At 61.3% G+C, this 22,992-nt stretch carries 27 protein-coding genes; 7 read left to right on the top strand and 20 right to left on the bottom strand.

Going from position 1 to position 22,992, the window contains the following annotated elements; translation table 11 throughout:
- Positions 1 to 10 precede the first annotated feature (10 nt).
- The 3 genes from secB to QZ190_RS03380 form a co-directional block, all read right to left on the bottom strand.
- Positions 11 to 490, bottom strand: a complete 480-nt coding sequence (gene secB / locus QZ190_RS03390; protein WP_291913502.1) for a protein-export chaperone SecB — start codon at positions 488 to 490, stop codon at positions 11 to 13.
- Positions 491 to 625: 135 nt separating this feature from the next.
- Positions 626 to 886, bottom strand: a complete 261-nt coding sequence (gene grxC, locus QZ190_RS03385; protein ID WP_291913500.1) for a glutaredoxin 3 — start codon at positions 884 to 886, stop codon at positions 626 to 628.
- A gap of 45 nt (positions 887 to 931) precedes the next feature.
- Entirely contained in the window at positions 932 to 1,333 is a 402-nt protein-coding gene (locus QZ190_RS03380; protein WP_291913498.1) for a rhodanese-like domain-containing protein, read from the bottom strand.
- A gap of 126 nt (positions 1,334 to 1,459) precedes the next feature.
- On the opposite strand from QZ190_RS03380, the gene gpmA reads away from it, so the two are divergent.
- From gpmA to QZ190_RS03365, 3 genes are all read left to right on the top strand, one after another.
- Entirely contained in the window at positions 1,460 to 2,197 is a 738-nt protein-coding gene (gpmA, locus tag QZ190_RS03375) for a 2,3-diphosphoglycerate-dependent phosphoglycerate mutase (protein WP_291913496.1), read from the top strand.
- Positions 2,198 to 2,296: 99 nt separating this feature from the next.
- Complete coding sequence (locus tag QZ190_RS03370) at positions 2,297 to 3,745, top strand: S41 family peptidase (protein WP_291913494.1); 1,449 nt, start codon at positions 2,297 to 2,299, stop codon at positions 3,743 to 3,745.
- A 26-nt stretch (positions 3,746 to 3,771) separates the two neighbouring features.
- Positions 3,772 to 4,527 (top strand): molybdopterin-synthase adenylyltransferase MoeB, encoded by a 756-nt coding sequence (locus tag QZ190_RS03365; protein WP_291913492.1) that lies wholly within the window; start codon positions 3,772 to 3,774, stop codon positions 4,525 to 4,527.
- Between the two features lie 45 nt (positions 4,528 to 4,572).
- Here QZ190_RS03365 and QZ190_RS03360 read toward each other — a convergent pair whose 3' ends face one another.
- Both QZ190_RS03360 and QZ190_RS03355 read right to left on the bottom strand, forming a co-directional pair.
- Positions 4,573 to 5,094 carry a thermonuclease family protein gene (locus tag QZ190_RS03360; RefSeq protein WP_291913489.1) on the bottom strand — a complete coding sequence of 174 codons (522 nt, stop codon included), beginning with the start codon at positions 5,092 to 5,094 and terminating at the stop codon, positions 4,573 to 4,575.
- Complete coding sequence (locus QZ190_RS03355) at positions 5,091 to 5,615, bottom strand: MarR family winged helix-turn-helix transcriptional regulator (RefSeq protein WP_291913487.1); 525 nt, start codon at positions 5,613 to 5,615, stop codon at positions 5,091 to 5,093. The genes QZ190_RS03360 and QZ190_RS03355 overlap by 4 nt, the downstream gene beginning before the upstream one ends.
- Before the next feature lie 112 nt (positions 5,616 to 5,727).
- Here QZ190_RS03355 and QZ190_RS03350 point away from each other — a divergent pair, with 112 nt between their 5' ends.
- The 4 genes from QZ190_RS03350 to QZ190_RS03335 all read left to right on the top strand — a co-directional run bounded on the left by QZ190_RS03350 (position 5,728) and on the right by QZ190_RS03335 (position 10,815).
- A complete protein-coding gene (locus QZ190_RS03350; protein ID WP_291913484.1) occupies positions 5,728 to 6,702 on the top strand; it encodes a tripartite tricarboxylate transporter substrate binding protein in 975 nt (324 codons plus the stop codon).
- A gap of 80 nt (positions 6,703 to 6,782) precedes the next feature.
- Positions 6,783 to 7,757 carry a tripartite tricarboxylate transporter substrate binding protein gene (locus tag QZ190_RS03345; protein WP_291913482.1) on the top strand — a complete coding sequence of 325 codons (975 nt, stop codon included), beginning with the start codon at positions 6,783 to 6,785 and terminating at the stop codon, positions 7,755 to 7,757.
- An 8-nt stretch (positions 7,758 to 7,765) separates the two neighbouring features.
- Entirely contained in the window at positions 7,766 to 9,106 is a 1,341-nt protein-coding gene (locus QZ190_RS03340) for a sulfatase-like hydrolase/transferase (protein ID WP_291913481.1), read from the top strand.
- Positions 9,107 to 9,129: 23 nt separating this feature from the next.
- Entirely contained in the window at positions 9,130 to 10,815 is a 1,686-nt protein-coding gene (locus tag QZ190_RS03335) for a SulP family inorganic anion transporter (protein WP_291913479.1), read from the top strand.
- A 50-nt stretch (positions 10,816 to 10,865) separates the two neighbouring features.
- Here QZ190_RS03335 and QZ190_RS03330 read toward each other — a convergent pair whose 3' ends face one another.
- From QZ190_RS03330 to QZ190_RS03260, 15 genes are all read right to left on the bottom strand, one after another.
- A complete protein-coding gene (locus tag QZ190_RS03330; RefSeq protein ID WP_291913477.1) occupies positions 10,866 to 11,615 on the bottom strand; it encodes a hypothetical protein in 750 nt (249 codons plus the stop codon).
- Between the two features lie 97 nt (positions 11,616 to 11,712).
- Positions 11,713 to 12,669 (bottom strand): putative transporter, encoded by a 957-nt coding sequence (locus QZ190_RS03325; protein ID WP_291913474.1) that lies wholly within the window; start codon positions 12,667 to 12,669, stop codon positions 11,713 to 11,715.
- 4 nt (positions 12,670 to 12,673) lie between these two features.
- Positions 12,674 to 13,072, bottom strand: coding sequence for a cupin domain-containing protein (locus QZ190_RS03320; RefSeq protein WP_291913471.1), 399 nt, complete (start codon positions 13,070 to 13,072; stop codon positions 12,674 to 12,676).
- 68 nt (positions 13,073 to 13,140) lie between these two features.
- Entirely contained in the window at positions 13,141 to 13,623 is a 483-nt protein-coding gene (locus QZ190_RS03315) for a pyridoxamine 5'-phosphate oxidase family protein (RefSeq protein WP_291913468.1), read from the bottom strand.
- Between the two features lie 10 nt (positions 13,624 to 13,633).
- The gene (locus QZ190_RS03310; RefSeq protein WP_291913466.1) at positions 13,634 to 14,182 is read right to left on the bottom strand and encodes a GNAT family N-acetyltransferase; all 549 of its coding nucleotides are present in this window, start codon (positions 14,180 to 14,182) and stop codon (positions 13,634 to 13,636) included.
- A 178-nt stretch (positions 14,183 to 14,360) separates the two neighbouring features.
- Entirely contained in the window at positions 14,361 to 14,831 is a 471-nt protein-coding gene (locus tag QZ190_RS03305) for a GNAT family N-acetyltransferase (protein WP_291913465.1), read from the bottom strand.
- A gap of 147 nt (positions 14,832 to 14,978) precedes the next feature.
- Positions 14,979 to 15,803: a DUF429 domain-containing protein gene (locus tag QZ190_RS03300; RefSeq protein ID WP_291913463.1), complete on the bottom strand. Its 825-nt coding sequence runs from the start codon at positions 15,801 to 15,803 to the stop codon at positions 14,979 to 14,981.
- Between the two features lies 1 nt (position 15,804).
- A complete protein-coding gene (locus QZ190_RS03295) occupies positions 15,805 to 16,683 on the bottom strand; it encodes a DMT family transporter (RefSeq protein WP_291913461.1) in 879 nt (292 codons plus the stop codon).
- A 45-nt stretch (positions 16,684 to 16,728) separates the two neighbouring features.
- On the bottom strand, positions 16,729 to 17,151 hold the full coding sequence (locus tag QZ190_RS03290) for a BLUF domain-containing protein (RefSeq protein WP_291913460.1): 423 nt from the start codon (positions 17,149 to 17,151) through the stop codon (positions 16,729 to 16,731).
- Positions 17,152 to 17,154: 3 nt separating this feature from the next.
- On the bottom strand, positions 17,155 to 17,883 hold the full coding sequence (gene folE / locus QZ190_RS03285; RefSeq protein WP_291913458.1) for a GTP cyclohydrolase I: 729 nt from the start codon (positions 17,881 to 17,883) through the stop codon (positions 17,155 to 17,157).
- A gap of 68 nt (positions 17,884 to 17,951) precedes the next feature.
- Positions 17,952 to 19,178, bottom strand: coding sequence for a cardiolipin synthase ClsB (gene clsB, locus QZ190_RS03280; protein WP_291913455.1), 1,227 nt, complete (start codon positions 19,176 to 19,178; stop codon positions 17,952 to 17,954).
- 2 nt (positions 19,179 to 19,180) lie between these two features.
- A complete protein-coding gene (locus QZ190_RS03275; protein WP_291913627.1) occupies positions 19,181 to 19,936 on the bottom strand; it encodes an endonuclease/exonuclease/phosphatase family protein in 756 nt (251 codons plus the stop codon).
- On the bottom strand, positions 19,936 to 20,418 hold the full coding sequence (gene nudB, locus QZ190_RS03270; protein ID WP_291913453.1) for a dihydroneopterin triphosphate diphosphatase: 483 nt from the start codon (positions 20,416 to 20,418) through the stop codon (positions 19,936 to 19,938). The genes QZ190_RS03275 and nudB overlap by 1 nt, the downstream gene beginning before the upstream one ends.
- 90 nt (positions 20,419 to 20,508) lie before the next feature.
- Positions 20,509 to 22,404, bottom strand: a complete 1,896-nt coding sequence (locus QZ190_RS03265) for a response regulator (protein ID WP_291913452.1) — start codon at positions 22,402 to 22,404, stop codon at positions 20,509 to 20,511.
- A complete protein-coding gene (locus tag QZ190_RS03260; RefSeq protein ID WP_291913450.1) occupies positions 22,404 to 22,961 on the bottom strand; it encodes a molybdopterin-dependent oxidoreductase in 558 nt (185 codons plus the stop codon). Before QZ190_RS03260 ends, QZ190_RS03265 begins: the two co-directional genes overlap by 1 nt.
- Positions 22,962 to 22,992 lie beyond the last annotated feature (31 nt).

Raw genomic sequence — 22,992 nt, 5'->3', positions numbered from 1 at the left:
CGGGTTCTGCTTACTGCGTGATCGCAGCGGCCTGCTCGGCTTGCTGGACTTGCTGCTGCTCGTACATGGCCTGGAAATTGATCTCGGCCAAATGCACAGGCGGAAAGCCCGCACGGGTGATCAGGTCGGCCACATTGCCACGCAGGTAGGGGTACACGATTTGCGGGCAAGCGATGCCCATCACGGGGCCCATCTGGTCATCGGGCAGGTTGCGGATTTCAAAAATGCCGCCTTGCTTGCACTCGACCAGGAACACGGTCTTGTCGGCAATTTTGGTGTGCACGGTGGCGGTCACGCAGACCTCAAAAACGCCCTCGGCCACGGGGGTGGCTTCCACGCCCAGCTGGATGTCCACGCTGGGTTGCTGCTGGTCGAGCAAGATGGCGGGTGAGTTGGGTTGCTCCAGCGAAGCCTCTTTCAGGTACACACGCTGAATCTGGAAAACAGGCGCTTGAACTTCGGGGCTTGGAGTGACAGCGGTATCGGGCATAGGAAACTCTTTGGAAAAGGTTGGGCCGGAGGGGAAACCGGTCCGGTGAGGAGGAAAGACAGGCGATTATCAGCGATGAATGACCGCCTTCGGGCCGGCCCAGGCTTGTGAAAACCCTGACAGCCCGATGAGGCTTCAGGCTGCTTGCAGCAAAGGCAGCAAACCGCCTTGGGCGTCCAGCGCCACCAGGTCATCGCAGCCGCCCACATGGGTCTGGCCGATGAAAATCTGCGGCACCGTGCGGCGACCGGTGATTTGCATCATGTGGTCGCGCTGAGCGGGGTCGGTGTCGATGCGGATTTCTTCAATCTGCTCGACGCCTTTGGATTTGAGAATTTGCTTGGCACGCGTGCAGTAGGGGCAAACGGCGGTGGTGTACATCTTGACGGCGGGCATGGGATTTCCTGGTGGGGATGTGGATGACGGTGGGTCAATGAGGGATCAGGATTTTTCGGTCGGCATGCTGGCCGCGACCCAGGCGCGCAAACCACCCGAGAGCGACTGCACATTGTCATAGCCGAGCTTTCGCGCAGTAGCCGCTGCGCGCGCCGAACGCGCACCCACCTGGCACACCATGATGACGTGGGCCGACTTGTTTTTGACCACTTGGCCCAGCTTGTCCTCCAACTGGCCCAAGGGCAGGTTTTTGGCACCGATCACATGGCTGCGGGCAAATTCATCAGGCTCACACACGTCAATGACCACCGCTTTGTCGCGGTTCATCAGCTGCACCATGGCTTGCGGATCCAGCCCACTGCCCTTGGTCAACACCGGCAAAAGCAAAGCAAAACCCGAAGCCAGCGCCATGGCCAGCAGCATCCAGTTGTCTATGAGAAAGTTCACGAATCAGACCTTTTGAGGCAAAAAAACAAAGGCCCGATCAAAGGCCTACCAGTGCCGATTCTAAAATGACGGGCTCAACCTTTGTTTCACCCCCCTTCTGCGCGCCCTTTTGCGGCCCCTTTGCCCATGTACAAACTTGTCCTCATTCGCCACGGCGAATCCACCTGGAACCTGGAAAACCGATTCACCGGCTGGACCGATGTGGACTTGACCCCCACGGGTGTGAGCCAGGCCATGTCGGCGGGCAAACTGCTCAAGGCCGAAGGCTGGGACTTTGACCTGTGCTACACCTCGGTCCTCAAGCGGGCCATCCACACGCTCTGGTACACCTTGGATGAAATGGACCGCACCTGGCTGCCCGTGGTCAAGGACTACCGCCTGAACGAGCGCCACTACGGCGCGCTGCAGGGGCTGAACAAAGCCGACATGGCCAAAAAATTTGGCGACGAGCAGGTGCTGGTCTGGCGTCGCAGCTACGACACCCCGCCGCCCGCCCTGGAAGCGACCGACCCCCGCTGCGAGCGCAGCGACCGCCGCTACCCCGACCCGGCCGTGGTGCCCCTGACCGAATGCCTGAAAGACACCGTGGCCCGCGTGCTGCCGGCCTGGAACGACAGCATTGCGCCCAGCATTCAGGCGGGCAAGCGCGTCTTGATCGCCGCACACGGCAACTCCATCCGCGCCCTGATCAAGTACCTGGACGGCATCTCCGAGACCGACATCGTGCACCTGAACATCCCCAATGGCATCCCCTTGGTGTACGAACTGGACAAAGACCTGCGCCCCATTCGCCACTATTACCTGGGCGATGCCGAAGCCGCTGCCAAAGCTGCCGCAGCTGTGGCCAGCCAGGGCAAAGCCTGACTGAGGAAAGACCTTTACAGGAAATTACACGCCAAGCCCCACGGCTCGGGGCTTGCGGGTGTATATTGAATTCAATTTCACTGCACATGCACACGCAAAATGGGACATAAACTCAAGATCGTCGGTTGGCTCAGCGTTGGCGCTCTGGCCGGAGCGCTCACGACGGTGTCGCTGCAAACCGTGGCGCGCGGCAACATGGCCCCCCTGCCGCTGGAAGAGCTGCAGCAACTGGCGGCCGTATTCGGCATGGTCAAAAGCGACTACGTCGAGCCCGTGGACGAGAAGAAACTGATCACCGAAGCCATCTCCGGCATGGTGGCCAGCCTGGACCCGCATTCACAGTACTTCGACAAGAAAAGCTTCAAGGAGTTTTCTGAAGGCACCTCGGGCCGCTTTGTCGGCGTGGGCATCGAAATCAGCCAGGAAGACGGTCTGGTCAAGATCGTCACCCCCATCGAAGGCTCCCCAGCGGACCGGGCCGGTCTCAAAACCAACGACCTGATCACCAAGGTCGACGACACCCCCCTCAAAGGCCTGTCGCTCAGCGAAGCGGTCAAGCGCATGCGTGGCGAGCCCAAAACCAAGGTGGTGCTCACCGTCTTCCGCAAAGACGAAAACCGCACCTTCCCGGTCACCATCATCCGCGAAGAAATCAAGACCCAATCGGTCAAATCCAAACTGATCGAGCCAGGTTACGGCTGGATCCGCGTGTCCCAGTTCCAGGAACGTACTGTGGAAGACTTTGCCCGCAAGATCGAAGACATGTACAAGCAAGACCCCCAGCTCAAGGGCTTGGTGCTGGACTTGCGCAACGACCCGGGCGGCTTGCTCGACGCTGCCGTGGCCTTGTCGGCAGCCTTCTTGCCCGAGAACGTCACGGTGGTCACCACCAACGGCCAACTGGCCGAGAGCAAATTCACCTACAAGGCCTCGCCCCAGTTCTGGCGGCGCAACAGCAGCAACGACCCCATCACCCGCATGACGCAGGCCACGGGGGGTGCGCTGAAAAAAGTGCCTTTGGTGGTGCTGGTCAACGAAGGCTCGGCCTCGGCCAGCGAGATCGTGGCCGGCGCCTTGCAAGACTACAAACGCGCCACCCTCATGGGCAGCCAGACCTTTGGCAAAGGCTCGGTGCAGACCGTGCGCCAGTTGGGACCTGACACCGCCCTCAAAATCACCACCGCCCGCTACTACACGCCCAGTGGCCGCGCCATCCAGGCCAAGGGCATCGTGCCCGACGTGATGCTGGACGAGACCGAAACCGGCAACGTCTTTGCCGCCTTGCGCACCCGCGAAGCCGACCTGCAAAAGCACCTCTCCAACGGCAAGGAAGCCGAAGAGAAAAAAGACCCGGCCCGTGAGCAAGCGCGTGAAGAGGCCATGAAAAAACTGGAAGAAGAAGCCAAAAAGCCCGTGGCCGAGCGCCGCGTGCCCGAGTTTGGCTCCGACAAGGACTTCCAATTGGCCCAGGCCCTCAAGCAACTCAAAGGCCAGCCTGTCAAAGCCAGCACCACGCTGGCCGAGCGCAAAGTCGACAAAAAAGACTGAGCGTCAGCGATTGGCGGAGGCAGCCCATGGATGACACGCAGCTGCTGCGCTACTCGCGGCACATCCTCCTCAACGAATTGGGCATCGACGGCCAGGAAAAACTCCTGGCCTCGCATGCCCTCATCATCGGTGCGGGCGGCCTGGGCTCTCCGGTCAGCCTGTACCTGGGCAGTGCGGGCGTGGGCCACATCACCGTGGTCGACCACGACGAGGTGGACGCCACCAACTTGCAGCGCCAAATTGCCCACACCCTGGACCGGGTGGGCCAGTTCAAAGCCGAGTCGGTGCGCACCGCGATTGCGCAAATCAACCCAGACGTGCGCGTCACCCCCATCACCCAACGCGCCGATGCGGCCTTGCTGGACACCCTGGTGGCCCAAGCGGATGTGGTGATCGACTGCTGCGACAACTTTGAAACCCGTCAGGCCGTGAACCTGGCCTGCGTGGTGCACCGCAAACCGCTGGTCTCGGGCGCGGCCATCCGCATGGACGGGCAGGTCTCGGTGTTTGACAGCACGCAGGCCGATACGCCTTGCTACGCCTGCATCTTCCCGCCCGCACAACTGCCCGAAGAAACGCGTTGCGCCACCATGGGCGTGTTCGCGCCGCTGGTGGGCATCATCGGCACGGTGCAAGCGGCCGAAGCCCTCAAGATCCTGAGCGGCATGGGCAGCCACATGGCCGGGCGTTTGCTCATGCTCGACGGGCGCGAGCTGTCCTGGACCGACATCCGCATGCAGCGCAACCCGCTGTGTCCGGTGTGCGCGGCTCACCGGGCCTGAACCACGTCCACGCCAGCCCCTGAGCCAGCATCCCTTGCTACAAGTTCAAGGGGCGTGACAACTGCCGTTGAACTTCCTGAACAAAGCGGGTGACATAGGCTCTTCGCGCCCGGCAAACACCCCGCGCTTTTCCTTTTGCGCCTGCCGCTGCAACGCCGCATAAGGCCCCCGGCCCGTGCGAAACCGGTAAGCCCAGGCCATGCCCGAGCGCACCATCTCAGCCCCCAGGTCAGCCCCATCGACCCACAAACGGCCAATGTCCCGCCCGTAGCCGTCGTGCCCCAGCGACTGCACCTGAACCGGCTTGCGCAGCGCCAGCGCGATCATGGCGTCGCGTGACGCAGGGCCGCCGGGCTGGCAGGTTTCAGGCGCATCCACGGCATCCAGGCGCAGCTTGACCGGCTCTTTCTGGCCCGGGCGCACCACCAACACCGTGTCACCGTCCATCACCCAACTGACCCAGCCGGTCCAGACCTCGGCCTTGGCCTGGCTCGGGGACTTGCGCTCTTGTGCCCCAACGCTCCCCAGCCAGCAAGCCAAAAGCACGCCCCATAGCCAAACCCTCATGCCGGGCTCCGCGCCAACGGGCCGCGCCGGCGGTTGGCACGCGGCCAATTGGGACTGAGCTCGATCACCAGGCTTTGGGCGCGCGCCTGCAGACGCACCAGCACATCGTCAAACTGCACCACCTCATCGGCTTCCAAGGCACTCAAAACCTGGCCATTGATGGCCTGGATGCGCGGCATCAAATCGTCATACAACTGCCGCCCAGCAGGGGTCAACTCCACCCGCGCACCGCGCCGGTCACCCGGCGTCACTGTGCGCAGCACCAATTGTTTTTTGCCCAAAGCCGTCAAGGTGCGGGAAGTGCGGGCGCGGTCACGGTGCATGCGCTCAGCCAGCACCGAGGGCGGCAAGCTGCCGTTTTCATACAACTGCGCCACCACCGCCCATTCCCGGCGCGTGATGCCGTAACCCCCTTCGCACAGCCGCACCACCAAAGCACCGGCTGTGCTGGACAAGCGGCCCAACCTGTAGAGCAGGAGGTCTTCAATGGAGGCCAGACGTTGGGATGGGGACAGCGACATCAGGGTTTTCCGGGAGGATGATTGATTAGAACAATTGTCACGGCAAGGACTACATTTTCGTCACATTGGAACCGGGCACCCGGGCTTTAGCCACACTCACCAAGAGACTTTCATGAATACCATCAGACACCTGACCCGCCGAGCCCTGGGCTTGGTCGCCCTGTCACTGGCCGTGATCACACCCAGTTTGCAGGCCCAAGACAAGCCCCTACTCAAAATCCTGGTCGGCTTTCCGCCCGGCGGCTCGGCCGATGTGCTGGCCCGCATGGTGGCCGATGCGCTGCGCGACGACTTTGGCACCATCGTGGTCGACAACAAGCCCGGCGCAGGCGGGCGCATCGCCCTGAACATGACCAAGGCCGCCAAACCCGATGGCCAGACCGTGGTCATTTTGCCCAGCGGCCCCATGGTGCTGTTCCCGCACGTTTACAAAAAACTCGACTACGACGCGGTGAAAGACTTCACGCCCATTTCGCAAATTGCACGCTTTCAGTTTGGTGTGGTCTCTGGCCCCGCCAGCAACGTGAAAAACATGGCCGAGATGGCGGCCAAAGCCAAAACCGACCCGGCCTCGGCCAGCTACGGCACACCGGGCGCCGGCACCTTGCCGCATTTCATGGGCGTACTGATGGAGCAATCTGCGGGCATCACACTGAATCACATCCCATTCCAGGGCGGTGCACCCGCCAACAATGCCTTGCTGGGCGGCCACATTGGTTACAAGTTTGACGTGGTCTCGGAAACCGCCGAACTGCACCGCTCGGGCAAGGTGCGCATCATCGCCGTGACGGGCGCGAAACGCGACGCGCAAGTGCCGGAGGTGCCCACCCTCCAAGAGTCCGGCATCAACATGGACGCCACCGCCTGGTTTGCCATGTACGGCCCGGCGGGCCTGCCTGCCGAGGTGCTCAGTCGCCTGGAAAAAGCCATGATGAAAATGGCCCGCCACCCGGCCATGAAAGAAAAAATGGTCAAACTGGGCTATGAACCGATTGGCTCCAACTCAGCCGATTTGGCAGCAGCGCAAAAAGCCGATCTGGCCCGCTGGGAAAAACCCATCAAGGCCACGGGCGTGCAATTGGACTGAAGCCCAGGCTTGCACTTTGACCCGACCCCGTGCCAAGGCCTTGCGCCAATGAATCACCCTCATCACTCACTCAATTTGTCATGAACGTCTCGACAACCCAGCGCCGCACAGCCTTGTTTTTCGGTCTGGCCGCTTGCGCTTTGGCCATGCCTGCATGGTCCCAGAACTATCCCAGCAAACCCATCAAGTTTGTGTCCAATTTTCCAGCCGGTGGCCCGGCCGATTTTCTGGCGCGCAGCGTCGGTGAATTCATCACCACCCAGACCAAGCAGCCTGTGGTGGTAGAAAACAAGCCCGGCGCTGGCGGCAACATCGGAGCCGACTTTGTGGCCAAAAGCCCGGCCGATGGTTACACCGTGCTGTTCGGCATCGACACCACCTTCACGGTCAACCCCTACATCTACAAAAGCATGGCCTTCAAGCCCGCTGACCTGCGGCCGATCATGGTCATGGTCTCCTCGGGCTTGTTGGTCGGCGCCCACCCCTCCACTGGCTTCAAAACCCTCAAAGACCTGATCGCCCAAGGCAAAAGCAAGGGCCTGAACTTCAGCAGCGCGGGCAGCGGAAGCCCCGGCCATCTGGCTGCAGAAATTTTCATGGATGCGGCCAAGATCAAGATCCAGCACATCCCCTACAAAGGCAACGCACCCGCCGTCGCTGCCGTGGTGGCAGGCGAGGTAGATGCTGGCGTACTCGCCACCCCCGGCATGCTGCCGCATGTCAAAGCCGGTAAGGTCAATGCCTTGGCCGTGACCAGCCGTCAGCGCTCGCGTTCAGCCCCCGACATCCCGACTGTGGCCGAAGTCGGCCTGAAGGACCTGGAGCTTGAAGTGCTCTACGTGGCCATGGTGCCAGCGGCCACACCCGAGCCCGTGGTGCAGCTGCTGCAAAAAGCCTTCTCAGACGCATTGAAGCGCCCAGACACCCAAACCCAACTGGCAGGCATGGATTTGTTTTATGAGGGCCTGACCGGCCAAGATGCCGCCAAACGACTGACCGATCAATCTCAGCGCTACGACCGTGTGGTCAAATCTACGGGCATGAAAGTCGATTGACGCCCACCATGAACACGCCTTCACAACAACGCCCCAACATCATCTTCATCGTGGCCGATGACCTCGGCTTTGCCGATCTCGGCTGCTACGGCGGCCGGGACGCGAAGTTCGGCAAAGTCTCGCCCGTGCTCGATCAACTGGCCGCCAACGGCCTCAAGTTCACGCAAGGCTATGCCAACTCGCCCGTGTGCTCGCCCACCCGCTTTGCGCTGATGACCGCCCGTTACCAGTACCGCCTGCGCGGCGGTGCCGACGAGCCCATCAACAGCAAGAGCAGAGGCAGCGCGGTGCTGGGCCTGCCGCCCGAGCACCCGACGCTGCCCTCGCTGCTCAAGGCCAGCGGCTACCGCACCGCCTTGATCGGCAAATGGCATTTGGGCTACCCACCCCATTTCAGCCCCATCAAGTCGGGCTACGAAGAATTTTTTGGCCCCATGTCGGGCGGCGTGGACTACTTCACACACTGCGCCTCCAGCGGCGCGCACGACCTGTTCACAAACGAAAACGAAACGCCAGAAGACGGCTACCTCACCGACCTGATCTCGCACAAGGCGGTGGACTTTGTGAACCGCATGGCCCCCGGCGCAGCGCAGGGCACGCCTTTCTTTTTGAGCCTGCACTACACCGCGCCACATTGGCCTTGGGAAACCCGTGAAGACCATGCGCTGGCGCAAGAAGTCAAAGACAACCTGTTCCACCTGCACGGCGGCAACATCCACACCTACCACCGCATGATCCACCACATGGACGAAGGCATCGGCTGGGTGGTGGATACCCTCAAAAAGACAGGCCAACTCGACAACACCCTGATCGTTTTCACCAGCGATAACGGCGGCGAGCGATTCTCTGACAACTGGCCTTTGGTGGGCGGCAAGATGGACCTGACCGAAGGCGGCATCCGTGTGCCGTGGATCGCCCACTGGCCGGCCGTCATCGCACCCGGCGGCACCTCGACGCAACACTGCATGACCATGGACTGGTCGGCAACGATGGTCGAGTTGGCAGGCGCCAAAGCGCATGACGACTTGCCCTTTGATGGTGTATCCATGCTGCCTGTGCTGCGCGACGCCCAACACCAGTTCGAACGCCCCTTGTACTGGCGCATGAACCACCGGGGGCAACGCGCCCTGCGAATGGGCGACTACAAATACCTGCGGGTGGACGGCAACGACTATTTGTTCAACATCCCGGCCGATGAGCGCGAGCGTGCCAACCTGGCCAAGCACCAGCCCGAGACCCTGCAACGCCTGCGCGCTGCCTGGGAAGCCTGGGACAGCACCGTGCCCGCCATCCCCGAAGACGCGACCATCAGCCTGGGCTACTCGGTCAAAGACATGCCTCAGCGCTGAGGCCTTGGCGGCTAAGATCGGGCATGCCTGACATGCAACGCTTTTTGACTTTTCGCCAGTGGCCCCGACTGACGGCACCGCTGGTCCGCACCGAAGTGCTGGCGGGCCTGACGGTGGCGCTGGTCATGATTCCACAGGCCGTGGCCTACGCCGGCTTGGCTGGCATGCCCTTGGTCACCGGGCTGTACACCTGCCTGATCCCCGCTTTGCTGGCCGTGCTGTTTGGCAGCGCCAACCGCTTGTCGGTCGGCCCGGCTGCACTCACCTGCGTGCTGATTGGCGCCTCGCTCACGGGCATGGCCGAACCCGGCTCTCCCGAATGGGTGGCGCTGGCGGTTTGGTTATCACTGCTGTCGGGGGCCCTTCAACTGCTCCTGGGCTTGGGGCATTACGGCTGGCTCATCAACCTGGTCAGCGCCCCGGTCATGACCGGCTTCACCCAGGCTGCGTCCTTGCTCATCATGGCTTCGCAAGTGCCTGGCCTGCTGGGCATCAAAGCCTGGAGCTGGGATGTGCAGACCTGGCCCACCTGGCTGAGCAGTTGGCCCGCGCTGTTTGGCCTGGGCAGCTTGGCCGTGCTTTTGCTGCTGCGGCGTTTCAAGCCGCGCTGGCCCGGCATCATGATCGTCATGGGCATCGCCTCGGCCATCGCTTATGCCACCGATTACCAGGACCATGGCGCCGTCGTCGGCCTGCTGCCCTCGGGCCTGCCCGACTTTTACTGGCCTGAATGGCCCGGCCTGGACATGATCAACCAGTTGTGGGTGCCTGCCATGGTGATCGCGCTGGTGAGTTTTCTGGAAACAGCGTCGAGCGCCCGCATCGAGTGCCGCCGCGACGGCAAGCGCTGGGACGACAGCACCGAACTCTTCAGCCAGGGCCTGGCCAAAATCGCCTCGGCGTTTTCGGGCAGTTTTGCCACCAGCACCTCGTTTTCACGCTCGGCCCTCATGCTCTACGCCGGGGCGCGATCGGGCTGGGCGGTGGTCGCCTCGGTCGGCTTTGTGCTGCTGGCTTTGCTCATCCTCATGCCCGCGCTGCAATTTGTGCCGCGCTCGGTCATGTCGGCGGCCGTGATTGTGGCCGTGCTCAATTTGTTCCAGCCCCGGCAGTTTTTGAGCCTCTGGCGCGTGGGCCGCATCGAAACCATGACGGCGGGCATCACCTTCGCCATGACCTTGTTGACCGCGCCACGCATTTACTGGGGTGTGATGACCGGTGTGCTGGTGGGCTTGAGCCACTTTTTGCACACCCGTCTGCACCCGCGCATCATCGAAGTCGGCCTGCACATCGACGGCAGCCTGCGCGACCGGCATCTGTGGAAATTGCCGCCCTTGGGGCCCCAGCTTTACGCGCTGCGCATGGACGCCGAACTGGACTTTGCCGCCGCCAGCGAATTTGACAGGGCCATCACCGACCATCTGGCCCGCCACCCCGATGTGAAACACGTTTGCCTGTTTGCCCAGCCCATCAACCGCATCGATGTGACGGGTGTGGACACCTTTGGCCAGCTGCACCGCCAACTGGCCAGCCGGAGCATCACGCTGCACATCAGCGGGATCAAGCTGCCAGTAGAGACCACCTTGCGCCGGGCGGGAGAACTGGCCGAGGGACCCTACCTGCAGCTCTACCGCACCGACGCCGAAACGCTGCAGGGCCTGGCCCAGCTGACCCCATTGCCGGACGACATCGCGGCAGCGGCCATTTGAGGGCTTTCAAGCCATCTGCGTGATGGCTTTGACCCTATCCATCAACAATGTCAGCGCGACACCCACATGGGCAAAGCCTGGTTGTTCTGGTTTCTCTCGCGCCGGACCACCTGACCGTCCTCGCGGACCGAATCGGGCCGCATCTGAGCCCAAACGGGCAGGTTGGTGAAGCGCAGTTGGGTGGTTTTTTGGGGCCATTCACGCGCCACGAAGATTTCCATCTGGTCTGGCAAGCGCCAAACCGCTTGATACGGTCCGCTTTGCTCACGGCCCGTGACACGCTGGGGTCGACCAAAACGGCCCTCGATGCGCAGTTTCACATCCTCCACATGCGCGTTGTCAGAGAAGGTCATGAACACGTAGTCCACCCGCGCCAGCCTTTGTCCCTGTGAGGCATAACTGAATTTCATCTGAAGCAAACCAGGCATCCAGTTGAGGGCTTCGTAAATGTCTTCCTGGAAGGCATCGTCCTCACGCTGGGGCTTCAAGCCCTCATTTCGGATGGCTTGACGCATGTCGGCACGTGTGGCCGTGCTCAAGGTCACACCAAACATTTGTAAACCGCCTTCAGCCGGGGCTTGGGCCTGGGCCTGGGCCTGGGGCTCGGGCGCAACGGCCTCCGGAATTGGCGTCACCACCACAGCGGGGCCAGACGATGCAGGCGCGACGGAGCGCCAGCCGGTTTGCGCCCCAACAGGCGTGGCCCAGGCCAGCACACCCCCCACGGCACAGATCAGCGTGGCGTGCTGCATGCCCTGAACCAGGGAGGTATGGCGAAAAAAGCGTGAAGCGGATTGCATGTAAGACCTGCCATGAAGGTTGAAACGGTCTTCAAGTGTACCCATGCAAGCCAAAAATGAAAACAAAAGAGTCCACAAGTGCGCGCTGAACGTGGGTCTAAGCCAACGCCTTTTCAAACTCCGACAAGCGTTTGTAGATCGAGCGCAGCTCCGTGATGTCGGTCCAGCGCTCAATCAGGTAAGAAAACGCGTCGTTGACCTTGCCAAAGGCATTGCTCACCTGCTGAATCACCCCCAAGGTGATCAAACCCGTGAACAAGGAAGGCCCCATGAGCAGGAAAGGAAAAATAACCATCATCTGACTGTACAAATTGCTCCACAGGTGAAAGTAAGCGTAGTGGTTGAACAATCGAAAATTGTTCAGCCGCACCCCCATGAACAACTCCAACACCGTGGGCAAATCCATGCGGCTGCGCTCGTCCTCGGCAAACACCAGGTCCTTGCGCAGGGCAGCCTCGGTTTTCTGGTTGTTGTATTCCAGCCCCGGCAAACGGATGCCCACAAACCATGAAATGACTGTGCCGCCCACGGCCGTGACCAGCGCCACCCAAAACAGCGAGCCCTCAAACTGCAGCCAGGCAATCGCCATGCCCGCGGACAAAGCCCACAAAATCGGAATGAACGACACCAGCGTGAGCAGCGCACGCACCAAGCCCAGGCCCAGGTTTTCGGTCTGGCGGGCAAAGCGCATGCAGTCCTCCTGTATGCGCTGCGACGCACCCTCCACCGTGGCATCGGTGGCCTTCCAGCGCGGCAGGTAGACCTCGGTCAACGCCTGACGCCAACGAAAAGCGAAGTGAGAGGCCAGATACGTCTCCATGCTGCGCAGCAACATGAACGGAAAAGCAATCCACGCAAACTGCAGCATGAAGCCCCAGAACTTCTCCAGTCCTCCGGCTTGTTCAGGCTTTTGCAACAGGTCATAAAACTCGCCATACCAAGCGTTCAGCTTGACGGTCTGCTGCACGGTGATGAACACCAGCGCCACCAAAACCAACAAGCCACCCCAAGCCCACAAGGCCCAACGGCGGGAGAGAAAGAAACTGCGGAACATCGGCTCAAGCCTTTTTCGGGTTGACGCTGTCCACCGTCACGGTGTCAAAGTCGGCGGGCAGCACCACCTCCAGCAACTCCACATCGTGGCTGTGGCCCAGTTCGCGGTGGCGAATTTCAGGCGGCTGGTGCACGCACGAACCCGCCTCCAAACGCACCACGCCCTGGCCTTCGTACTCGAACTCGATCCAGCCCTTGAGCACATAGACCAACTGGAACTGCGTCTTGTGAAAATGCGCTTGGCTGGAAAACTCTTGCCCCCCAGCCGCCCGGATCACACTGGCCGTGACCCGCCCGCCCGTGGCCGCCTTCATGCCCAAATCGCGGTATTCAAAAAAGGAACGCAGCCCTTTGTCAAACTGCGCGTCCTTGGCGTGGGTCACCACAAAGCCTTGTGTCGTCATCTGCATCTCCTGAATGGTTGTGGGCTATCGTAACGGCTGGCGCGCTGGCGACGTGCCTGCGGGCGACCTCAGGCCATGGGCCGCACCCCATAGGTGCGCATGGCCGCTTCGATTTGCGAGGCCTCGGTGGTTTCATCCGGAAAAAACCGATAACCGGGCGCCACGATGGCAGCCACGGAAGTGACGCGAATGACCAGCACACTGTGGATGACAAAGCGCTGCCCCACCATGGCCAAGAGCGGCGCTGCCCAAGCAAAAAAAACGGGGTCATCGGCAAGCACCTCTTGCGCCGTGCCCAACAGCTTGAAGCCTTTTTGCACCCACACATCAACAAAGCTCAGGCACACCTGCGGCTGCTGGCAGATGTTGCGTGCCGTCACAGGCGATGCGATATGGGCCACCACCACATGCTGGTCATCCGCGATGGACCAGACCTCTTTAGGCGAGACATGGGGCTGCCCGTCGGCATCGACCGTGGCCAGCCAGCACAAGACGCTGCTGCGGGCGGATTCTCGGACAGCCGTGGACAAGATGGGCGTCTTGGTCTTCATGGGGGTCTGTTCAAGAAGGTTGATTCTTGCGTGCGCCCATTGACGCCAGATCCAACCACATGTGAACTTTGGATCGGTATCCGTCAGGCGTCCAAACAGCCATGGGCTCCACCCCGAAAGGCTCAAAACCCAGACTTTGGTAAAGCCGTTCTGCATGGGTATTGCCTTGCGTCACTTCCAGCTGAAGAACGCGTAGGCCTTGGCGTGCCATGCCATGCTCAACAGCTGCACGCATCAGTTTGCGGGCCAGGCCTTGCCCGCGAAAATGTTCACGCACAAACATGGCCACGATCAGGCCCTTGTGGCGTGTTTTCGTTTTTGCGGCGTATTCCACGGACACCGTACCCACCAGTTCAGCCTCGGCAAAAGCACCCCACACCCATGTCAACCCTGAAGGATCATCGATGCGCCCGCGCCACCAACTGTCCGGCTCCAATGCGCGCTCTTGAGGCGTGGAGGTGAATGAATCGGCCGCATGCTCGTAGGCATGCAGCATCAAGGCCTTGTAAGCCATGGCATGTGCGGCGGTGAGTGGGGCTATTGGCATGATGGTGTGCATGTCAGGCGTATTGAAAAACTCTTCAATCTTCAAATCGAAGGGCGTCGTGCGCAATGGCGGTGACCCACGGGTCGAAGCATGTCAATGCTGACCAGCTTTTCAGTGTGCAAGGCTAATTTTTTGAAGCGCATACTTATTTCAAAATTGTGACCAAGCTTGCAATTCGATCCCTCTCGCCTCACAGGACCCTATTCACAAGCGCCAGTTCCATGAACAAACTGTGCGCGTTGGCCTCGTAATCTGCGAACGGGCCTGAGGCCTTGAAACCCATGCTCAGGTACAGCTGCTGTGCGGGCATGAATTCGGGATGTGTCCCTGTTTCCAGGCTCAATTTTTGATAGCCGCGTTGCATGGCCGTTTCCACCACTTGAACGAGCAACGCACGACCAGCGCCACGGCCACGGTGTGGGTCGGCTATGCGCATGGACTTGACTTCGCCATGCGTGGCTGACAACGCCTTCAGTGCCACGCAACCGAGCAACTCATCGTTTTCCCAAAGGGTCCAGAAGGTGATGTCGGGCGCCCTGAGCTGGTTCAAGTCCAAAGCGAATACCTGTTCGGCTGGACTCAATGCATGCATGTGGGCCAAGTGCTCGCGCAGCAGCGCATGAACTTGGGGCCGGCTCAGGTCATCGATTTCGATGTGCATGGTGCTGTGGATTTGTCTGGCTTGGACGAATGAAATGGTGCATCGTGGTTGTTTGGCCACCAGCCAATCGGCAGCGGCTCCTGTGACCCATGACGTGACCCATGATGCCATAACAAAAGAATACCAAAGGCAACCAATGGCAACCCTTCACGCCGTGACGATCCACCCCTCCAGCGGATCACACGGCGGCAAGCCGTATTGCGGATGCCCCGCCTCGTGCTGCTGCTGCGCCCAGGCCGCTTGCATCAGGCACAAGGTGGCGTCGAGGGCGTCGCCGCTGGCGTCGTCAGCCAGGCGGCCCATCAGCGCGTTGCTGGCCACCAGGCGCAGGCCCAAGCGGGTCTGGCCGCGCTCCAGCGCGCTCAGAAGTTCGCGGCGGGCCAGCAGGCGCTCGGGGGTTTGTTTGGCTTTGTCGTCGCTTTTGTAGCTCTGGTTGCACAGCACCTCTCGCGCCAGCAAGCCGGGGTAGGACTCCAGCGCCACACGGCGCACGTCGCCTGAGTGCAAGCCAGGCAGGTGCACACCCGCTTGCCGCAACAGGGGCACGCCCGCATGCAGCATGTAGGCCACGGGCGGGTTGACCCATTTCATGGACGGGCTGGAGCCCGCAGGTCGGTCTGCGGCGCGGTGGGCGAATTTGCCACCCACCGGGCGGGCATTGCAAAACGCTGCAAACTGCTCGCGAATTTGAGGTCGATCCAAGGCGCAATAATGGTCCATACAGGCGGCCCAGTCGGTAGGCCAGCCCAGGGTCTCGACCAGTTCACGCGGCAGTCCAAAGGGCAAGTCAAAACCACCCACCCAGTCGGCGGGCTGCGCCAGCCAGTCGCCAAAAGCGTTCAACGTTTCAAATGTCTGCAGGGCTTGCAGCTGCACCCTGCCCTGCCGGGCCTGACCCAGGGCCAGCATGATGGGTTTGCGTTTGCTCGGGCTGCTGGAAAAATCACAACCGATCAAGGACACCGTGTTCATCTCACCACCCCAAGGCCATCACGCCAGCAGCGATAAGCACGGCCCCGGCAATGCGAGGACCCCGGTCTTTTTCGCCCAACAGGTGGCCCCCCAGCAAGGCGGCAAACAGCATGGACACTTCACGCGCCGGGGCCACATGCGACAGCGGCGCCACCTGCAGCGCGTACAGCACCAGCACATACGACACGGGGCTGAAAATGCCAACGACCAAGGCGTAACGCCGCTGCTGCAACCACAGCGCCCAAACGACCGGACGGTCGCGCAGCAAGGTGGGCAACAAGAAAACCAAACGCACCAGATTGCCGAAATAATCCACCAGGATGGGCGACATCAGCGCCACCTTGACGGCATAGCCATCGACCACGGTGTAGCTGGCGATGAACAGGCCCGTGACGCCGCCATAAAAAATGCCAGTGCGCACACGCGCTTTCTTCTCAGGGTCTTGTGCGGCCTGCCAAAGACCCGGGCCGCCCGCAATCAAAAACACCCCCCCCACCACCCCCAAAATGCCGAAGAGGCCCAGCGAAGAAATTTGCTCGCCCAGGAAAAAAATCGCCACCATGGACGACAACAGCGGCCCCGAGCCTCTGGCCAGCGGGTAAACCACCGTCAGGTCGGCCTTTCGATAGCCGCGCAACAGCACAATGAAATAAACGATGTGCAGCAAGGCACTGGCCAACACCAGGCTCCACTCCAACAGACCCCAATCGGACACTTGCTGCCAGCCCACCCACAGGCCCACCGGGGCCCAAAACACCATCAGCACCACCGAGGTGAAAGCCACAAAGCGCACGTCGCCCCCGGCCTTTTTGGCCGCGATGTTCCAGCAGGCATGGATGAATCCAGCCAGAACAACCAGGGCAAGCGCACTCAGGGGCATGGGCGTGAAAAAGCCCCTTGCGGGGCTTAGGGGTGAGTGGGCGTTTTAAGCCCGGCCGATGATGGAGGCCGTGGCCATCAGCTCTTCGAGCAAGGCCAGAGAGACTTTGCCCGAGACGTTGTACGGGTCCAGCTCGGCCCGCTCGGAGTACTTGAGCAAGATGTTGGTGTTCACGCGCGACGCATCGACCTGGCCCATGGTCCAGCCACCAAAGCGGCGCTCGGAAATTTCTTCGTAATGCAGCAGCACCACATCCTTGTGGCGGGTGTCTTTCTGGATGTGACCATACAACTCGCTCACCGCGATGCGACCGCCTTCAATGGCTTGCAAAAAAATGCCGCCGCCGTAGCAAAGAATGCCGGTGATGCCACTGGTCGGGTTGTACTGGCGCGACTGGGCCAGGATGGATTCAATCGTCTCGGGCCGCGGATCGACCGTGCGGCTGGCGTAAAGCAGGCGGACCAACATGGTTCAGTTCCTTCCGGGAATCAATGACAGAAATTCACGGCGCAGGTTGACGTCTTTGAGGAACGCTCCGCGCATGACCGAATTGATCATCTTGCTGTCCATGTCTTTCACGCCGCGCCAGCCCATGCAGTAGTGGCTCGCTTCCATGACGATGGCCAAACCGTCGGGCTGGGTTTTGCGCTGGATCAGGTCGGCCAATTGCACCACGGCTTCTTCCTGGATTTGTGGACGCCCCATGATCCATTCGGCCAGACGGGCATATTTGGACAGGCCAATCACGTTGGTGTGTTCGTTGGGCAACACGCCGATCCAGATCTTGCCAATGACGGGACAAAAGTGGTGGCTGCAGGCGCTGCGCACGGTGATGGGGCCAACGATCATCAGCTCGTTGAGGTGCTCGGCGTTGGGGAATTCGGTGATCTCGGGGCCTTCGACATAGCGGCCCTTGAACACTTCCTTGAGGTACATCTTGGCCACTCTGCGGGCAGTATCGCCCGTGTTGTGGTCGTTCACCGTGTCGATCACCAGGCTGTCGAGCACGCCCGCCATCTTGTCAGTGACTTCGTCGAGCAGCTTTTCCAGCTCGCCGGGCTGAATGAACTCGGCGATGTTGTCGTTGGCGTGGAAGCGTTTGCGGGCGGCGTTGATGCGCTCGCGGATCTTCACGGAAACAGGAACGCCGTCGTCTTCGGGCGTGGCAGCAGAAGCAGTCATGGCGTCTGGGGAATTCATTAACATGCGCAAGATCGTAACAGCGATTGATCGGCGCACAGCGATCAGGGGTTTGCCCCCTGCCCGTTTCAATACCGGTGGCCAGTGAGGAAAAGCGCCAAACGCATCAGGCCAAACGCCAGGCGGTCACGCAAGCGCTGGTGCCAACGCCTTTGGGCCAAAGTGGCCGACACGGGCGTACTTTGCGACGCCATCACTTGACTCAGACGTTGGTGCAGTTGTTGCGCAAACCAGCGGTCCGCCACCACCACGTTAGCCTCTCGCGCCAGCAGCAAGCTCAAGGGGTCCAGGTTGGACGAGCCCACAGTGGCCCAAGGGCGCTCGTTGTCGGGGTCCACCACAGCCACTTTGGCGTGCAAAAAACTCGCGTCGTATTCGTAGATTTCCACCCCGGCCGCCAACAAGGTGCCATAGACCGGGCGGGCTGCATGGTATTGCATGAAGTATTCATAACGCCCTTGCAGCAGCAAGCGCACGCGCACGCCCCTCTGGGCCGCATGCACCAAGGCCTGGCGCAATCTGCGACCCGGCAAAAAATAGGCGTTGGCGATCAAGACCTCGTGGCGGGCCATGCCAATGGCTTTGAGGTAAGCGCGCTCGATCTGGCTGCGGTGCAACACGTTGTCGCGCAGCAGCAAAGCCGCTCTGCTGGGCGGCGGCGAGCCGTCGGGCAGGGGCAGCGGCTGCTTCCAGGGCAGGGGCAGGCCTGCGGTTTTGAAGGAGCGCAGGGATTGCGCAATTTTGCGTTCGCGGGCGTGCTGTGCGCCCTGCAAGCGCCACCACAACTGCGTCATGCTGTCTTGGATATGGCCCACCAGCTCGCCTTGCGCGCCGACTGCAAAATCCAGCCGGGGCTGGGCCAGGCTGCCGTGGTGCGGGTCGTACCAGTCGTCCAGAATGTTGATGCCGCCACAAAAGGCCGTGTGCCCGTCCACCACGCACAGCTTGCGGTGCAGCCGCCGCCAGCGGCTGGGAATGAGCAGGCCCAAGGTGCCCAAAGGCGCATACACCCGCCAATCGACCCCCGCCTGGGCAAAGCGCGTGCGCCAGACCTCGGGCAACTGGGGGGTGCCCACGCCGTCAACCACCAACCACACCCGCACACCACGCAAGGCCGCCCGCTCCAGCGCCTCGGCCACCCGCACGGCTGCACCATGGACGTCGAAAATATAGGTTTCCAGCAGCACGTGCGAGCGGGCCTGGTCGAGCGCAGCCACCAGTGTTTCAAAGTAATCCTGCCCCCCTTCAATGAGGCGGATTTGGTGGCCGTCACGCAGCGCCGGGTTGTGCCGCATGCTCAGTCGTTCCAGGCGAATTCGGCCACCAGCGGCAAATGGTCCGACATGCGCTGCCAGATGCGCCCCGAGGGCACCATCGCATGCACAGGCGTGAGGCCTCGGGCGTACACATGGTCGAGCTGATTCAAGGGCAAGCGCGAGGGGTAGGTGGGCGTGGGCTGCTCGCGCCATTCCCGAAACCCGGCCTGCGCCATGCGTCGCCCCAGGCCCGTGCCCCAGTCGTTGAAGTCGCCCGCCACCAGCACCGGCGCGTGGGCCGGAATGTCTTGCGCAATGTGGGCCAGCAGCAAAGCCACTTGGCGCACACGGCTGGCGGGCACCAGCCCCAGGTGCACCACCAGCACATGCACCACACGGTCCACCACCTCGACCTGTGTGTGCAAAAACCCGCGTTGCTCAAAGCGGTGGTCCGAGATGTCGCGGTGCTGGTGCGAGAGCACAGGCCAGCGCGAGAGCATGGCATTGCCGTGCTCGCCGTGGCGCGTGATGGCATTGGTGCGGTAAATGGCCTCGTAGCCCTCCGGGGCCAAATACTCGGCTTGCGGCTGGCTGGGCCAGTGCCTGAAATAAGCCGCCTCGCGGCGGTGCTCGCGGCGCACCTCTTGCAGGCAAACGATGTCGGCGTCGAGCTGCTCGACCGCGTGACCCAGGTTGTGGATCTCCAGACGACGCGCTGGCCCCAAGCCTTGAACGCCTTTGTGGATGTTGTAAGTGGCCACCCGCAAAAGCGGGTGTTCGTGGCGTTCGGGCTTCATCATGGCTTGGGCAATACAAAACGCGGCAGCATCAGGATGGCTTCGGCATTCGAGGGGGAAAAGCACTGGTCAGCCGCAGCATGCCAGGGCAGCCATTGCGCGTCGGTGTGCTCGCGGGGGCTGAGCACCACGGGCATGCGTTGCGGCACACACAGACCAAACACCCGCTCGGTGTTGCGGCTCACACCGGGCGCATAGCGCCAGCGCCAGGCGGGGTAAATGTCGTACACGTTTTCCAGTTGCCAGTCTTGCAAGCGGCAACTCGGGTCCCGGGCATCGATGCCGGTTTCTTCCTGCACCTCGCGGATGGCCGTCTCCAGCCAGCTTTCTTTGGGGTGGTCTTTGCTGCCCGTGACCGATTGCCAGGTGCCCCAGTCAGAACGCCGGATCAGCAAGACGTCTTGCTCAGGCGTGTGAATGACCACCAGCACCGACTCCGGAATTTTGAAGGGCGCAGGCGATGGGGAGAGCGGTTGCGTCATGGACGGGGCAGACTCCAAATGAAAGACCAGAAGATCAATTCATTGTAGTCAGCCCTCTGATGAACGCGTCGATGCAGGCCGTTCAGCGCGTCAAGCCTGGCGCCGCTTGAGCGGCATGACGGCCTGCAGCTGTGTTTTTTGCAAGGGTTTGGACAAAAACGCGTTCATGCCTGCAGCCATCGCTTGGTCAGCCGCATCGTTCATCACATCGGCCGTGAGCGCCACGATGGGCACCTGACCCCGCTCACCCGGCAAGGCACGAATGTGGCGGGCGCTGCTCAGGCCATCCATGACCGGCATGTGGATGTCCATCAGCACCAGATCGAAATCGGACTGGCTGGCCTGCGTGAGCGCTTGTTGACCGTCTTCGGCAAAACTGACCTGGTGGCCCATGCTTTGCAGCAACAAGCCCACCACTTTGCGGTTGACCGGGTGGTCTTCCGCCACCAAAACACGCAAGGGCTCGCTGGCAGGTGCAGGATCGAGTGGCGCAGGAGCACGATGGACATCTTCGCTCGGTGCAGGTGCGGTGACATGGGCAGCAGACAAAGCCGACCAGGGGGTTTTCAAGCTCAGGGTGAACACCGAGCCTTGTCCCAGTTGGCTGCGCGCACTCAACTCGCCGCCCATCAGGCGGGCCAAGGATCTGGAAATTTCCAGACCCAGACCCGAGCCCGATTGTTTGCGTGTGAGCGAGGCATCGCCCCAGTGAAAGCGCTCAAACAAGCCTTGTTGGGTGGCCTCGCTCATGCCGATGCCGGTGTCGGCGATGTCGATCTGCCACTGCACACCATCGACCAGCGACTCGCGTCGAACGCGGAGTTCGACATGACCCTGATCGGTGTACTTGATGGCATTGCCCAGCACATTGAACAGGATTTGCCGCAAACGCAAGGGGTCGACCATCACCACACAGGGCTTGTGCAGGTCACCCGTCAGTTGCAATTGCAAGCCCTTGTTCTGCGCCTGCACCCGCATGAATCGGTGCACTTCCTGCAAAAAATCGCCCATGTCTGTGGGCTCTGGATGCACCTGGATTTTGCCCGCCTCCAGGGCCGAGACCTCCAGCACATCGTTGAGCACCGCCAACAAATGCGAGGCGCTGCCCTTGGCGGTCTGAATCAAATCCGCTTGCTCTGAGCCGTTCTGGGTTTTTTCCAACAAGCCCAGCATGCCCAATATGCCGTTGAAAGGCGTGCGCAACTCGTGGCTCATGTTGGCCAGGAAACGACTTTTGCCCTGGTTGGCACTTTCGGCTTGTTCCTTGGCTTGCATCAACTGCGCATGCAGGCGTTGCTGCGCCCTTTGGGCCTGGTTTTGCTTGCGCTCGTGCACGTACAGACCCACCGCGCCCAACACCAAACCCAGGATTTGAGCCAAGGTGAGCCAAGCGATCCATTGGCTTTGTTCGCGCACGGTGGCCACTTGTTTTTGCACCCACTCACCCATGACCATGTCGGAGGCGGAGTTCAGGGCCTGGACCTCGGGTGCCATTTGCTGCAACTCTTTCATGAGTCCGGGCCATGCGGTCGATGCCCAGTCTTGCCCGTCCACCAAAGGTGTGGCTCTGGCCACCCATTGGCGCAAGCGGGGGGTCAAGGCGGTGTATTCCTCGCGGTGGTGCACACGCGCAAGGCTGGGGCTGTTGAGCAACAAATTGACACGGCTGACCAAAATATCAAAGCGCAATGACCGCTCCTGCGCCAAGTCTGACTCTGTCGTGTCTGGAGAGCCAATGTCTGCACGGGACATGGCCGCATCGAAACGCCACAACTCACGCTCCAGATTAGTGGTCATGGCCGTGAGTGAGTCTTCCTGCAGCCGCGCTGCGGCCTCCAGGGCCTGGGCCTGACGCCATTGCACCGTGGTGGCCACCACCAAGGCCGTGATCACCAGGACCGCCACCAAGGCCAGCCCCCAGAAGAATCGGGACGGTGCCAGGTGTTGCGGCCCTTCTGCCTCGGGCGTGCCCTCACGCGTTTGCATCACTCCACCTCAATGGCCTTGAGCTGCCAGATGGAGCGCTCGTAGTAGGTCTTGTGCTGGAGTTCTTTTTTGGCATCAAAGGGGTAAACAATGAACAAAGGCCCCTTGGTGCGCACCGGGATCGCTTGGCCATTCATTTGCACAGCCACCACCACATCGTGCTCACGCGCATCGGACACAGGCAGCTTCACACGGTAATCGTTGAGCGCCACTGCCCGAATGTGCTGGCCTTTGGCCTTGACCAGCTGCAAAACATCGCGCAGCAAGGGGCCGCTGAAGGTCACGGGTTTTTGATCCCAGGGGGTCTGTGTGGTGAAGCTTTTTTGCGGCAAAGCCTGCAAGGCCTTCATGTCCAAGGCGGCCACTTTGCCCTGGTTGTGTGCCTCAATCAGACCCGACACCTGCAGAACCACAGGCCCTTTGGGCGCCTCCAGGGCCCATGCGGCAGACCCAGTGAACATGCCCGCCATGACGCACAGCACGCCGATCTTGCGGCGCAAATTGGGCAAGACTGTTTTTGTCTTTTCGCCGACTTCCAACAAATTCCCTGTGCACATGATCGTTTTTCCGTTATTAGCCAATTGAACG

Origin of the sequence: Limnohabitans sp. (genome assembly GCF_017848645.1) — a bacterium.
Classification (GTDB): Bacteria; Pseudomonadota; Gammaproteobacteria; order Burkholderiales; family Burkholderiaceae_C; genus Limnohabitans_A.
This window is presented reverse-complemented; position numbering and strand designations above follow the sequence as displayed.

Bases quoted from the DNA above. Each gene is read 5' to 3' on its own strand.
- secB (WP_291913502.1), bottom strand. From the start codon at position 490: ATGCCCGATACCGCTGTCACTCCAAGCCCCGAAGTTCAAGCGCCTGTT.
- grxC (WP_291913500.1), bottom strand. From the start codon at position 886: ATGCCCGCCGTCAAGATGTACACCACCGCCGTTTGCCCCTACTGCACG.
- gpmA (WP_291913496.1), top strand. From the start codon at position 1,460: ATGTACAAACTTGTCCTCATTCGCCACGGCGAATCCACCTGGAACCTG.
- QZ190_RS03370 (WP_291913494.1), top strand. From the start codon at position 2,297: ATGGGACATAAACTCAAGATCGTCGGTTGGCTCAGCGTTGGCGCTCTG.
- QZ190_RS03365 (WP_291913492.1), top strand. From the start codon at position 3,772: ATGGATGACACGCAGCTGCTGCGCTACTCGCGGCACATCCTCCTCAAC.
- QZ190_RS03360 (WP_291913489.1), bottom strand. From the start codon at position 5,094: ATGAGGGTTTGGCTATGGGGCGTGCTTTTGGCTTGCTGGCTGGGGAGC.
- QZ190_RS03355 (WP_291913487.1), bottom strand. From the start codon at position 5,615: ATGTCGCTGTCCCCATCCCAACGTCTGGCCTCCATTGAAGACCTCCTG.
- QZ190_RS03350 (WP_291913484.1), top strand. From the start codon at position 5,728: ATGAATACCATCAGACACCTGACCCGCCGAGCCCTGGGCTTGGTCGCC.
- QZ190_RS03345 (WP_291913482.1), top strand. From the start codon at position 6,783: ATGAACGTCTCGACAACCCAGCGCCGCACAGCCTTGTTTTTCGGTCTG.
- QZ190_RS03340 (WP_291913481.1), top strand. From the start codon at position 7,766: ATGAACACGCCTTCACAACAACGCCCCAACATCATCTTCATCGTGGCC.
- QZ190_RS03335 (WP_291913479.1), top strand. From the start codon at position 9,130: ATGCCTGACATGCAACGCTTTTTGACTTTTCGCCAGTGGCCCCGACTG.
- QZ190_RS03330 (WP_291913477.1), bottom strand. From the start codon at position 11,615: ATGCAATCCGCTTCACGCTTTTTTCGCCATACCTCCCTGGTTCAGGGC.
- QZ190_RS03325 (WP_291913474.1), bottom strand. From the start codon at position 12,669: ATGTTCCGCAGTTTCTTTCTCTCCCGCCGTTGGGCCTTGTGGGCTTGG.
- QZ190_RS03320 (WP_291913471.1), bottom strand. From the start codon at position 13,072: ATGACGACACAAGGCTTTGTGGTGACCCACGCCAAGGACGCGCAGTTT.
- QZ190_RS03315 (WP_291913468.1), bottom strand. From the start codon at position 13,623: ATGAAGACCAAGACGCCCATCTTGTCCACGGCTGTCCGAGAATCCGCC.
- QZ190_RS03310 (WP_291913466.1), bottom strand. From the start codon at position 14,182: ATGCACACCATCATGCCAATAGCCCCACTCACCGCCGCACATGCCATG.
- QZ190_RS03305 (WP_291913465.1), bottom strand. From the start codon at position 14,831: ATGCACATCGAAATCGATGACCTGAGCCGGCCCCAAGTTCATGCGCTG.
- QZ190_RS03300 (WP_291913463.1), bottom strand. From the start codon at position 15,803: ATGAACACGGTGTCCTTGATCGGTTGTGATTTTTCCAGCAGCCCGAGC.
- QZ190_RS03295 (WP_291913461.1), bottom strand. From the start codon at position 16,683: ATGCCCCTGAGTGCGCTTGCCCTGGTTGTTCTGGCTGGATTCATCCAT.
- QZ190_RS03290 (WP_291913460.1), bottom strand. From the start codon at position 17,151: ATGTTGGTCCGCCTGCTTTACGCCAGCCGCACGGTCGATCCGCGGCCC.
- folE (WP_291913458.1), bottom strand. From the start codon at position 17,883: ATGAATTCCCCAGACGCCATGACTGCTTCTGCTGCCACGCCCGAAGAC.
- clsB (WP_291913455.1), bottom strand. From the start codon at position 19,178: ATGCGGCACAACCCGGCGCTGCGTGACGGCCACCAAATCCGCCTCATT.
- QZ190_RS03275 (WP_291913627.1), bottom strand. From the start codon at position 19,936: ATGAAGCCCGAACGCCACGAACACCCGCTTTTGCGGGTGGCCACTTAC.
- nudB (WP_291913453.1), bottom strand. From the start codon at position 20,418: ATGACGCAACCGCTCTCCCCATCGCCTGCGCCCTTCAAAATTCCGGAG.
- QZ190_RS03265 (WP_291913452.1), bottom strand. From the start codon at position 22,404: ATGCAAACGCGTGAGGGCACGCCCGAGGCAGAAGGGCCGCAACACCTG.
- QZ190_RS03260 (WP_291913450.1), bottom strand. From the start codon at position 22,961: ATGTGCACAGGGAATTTGTTGGAAGTCGGCGAAAAGACAAAAACAGTC.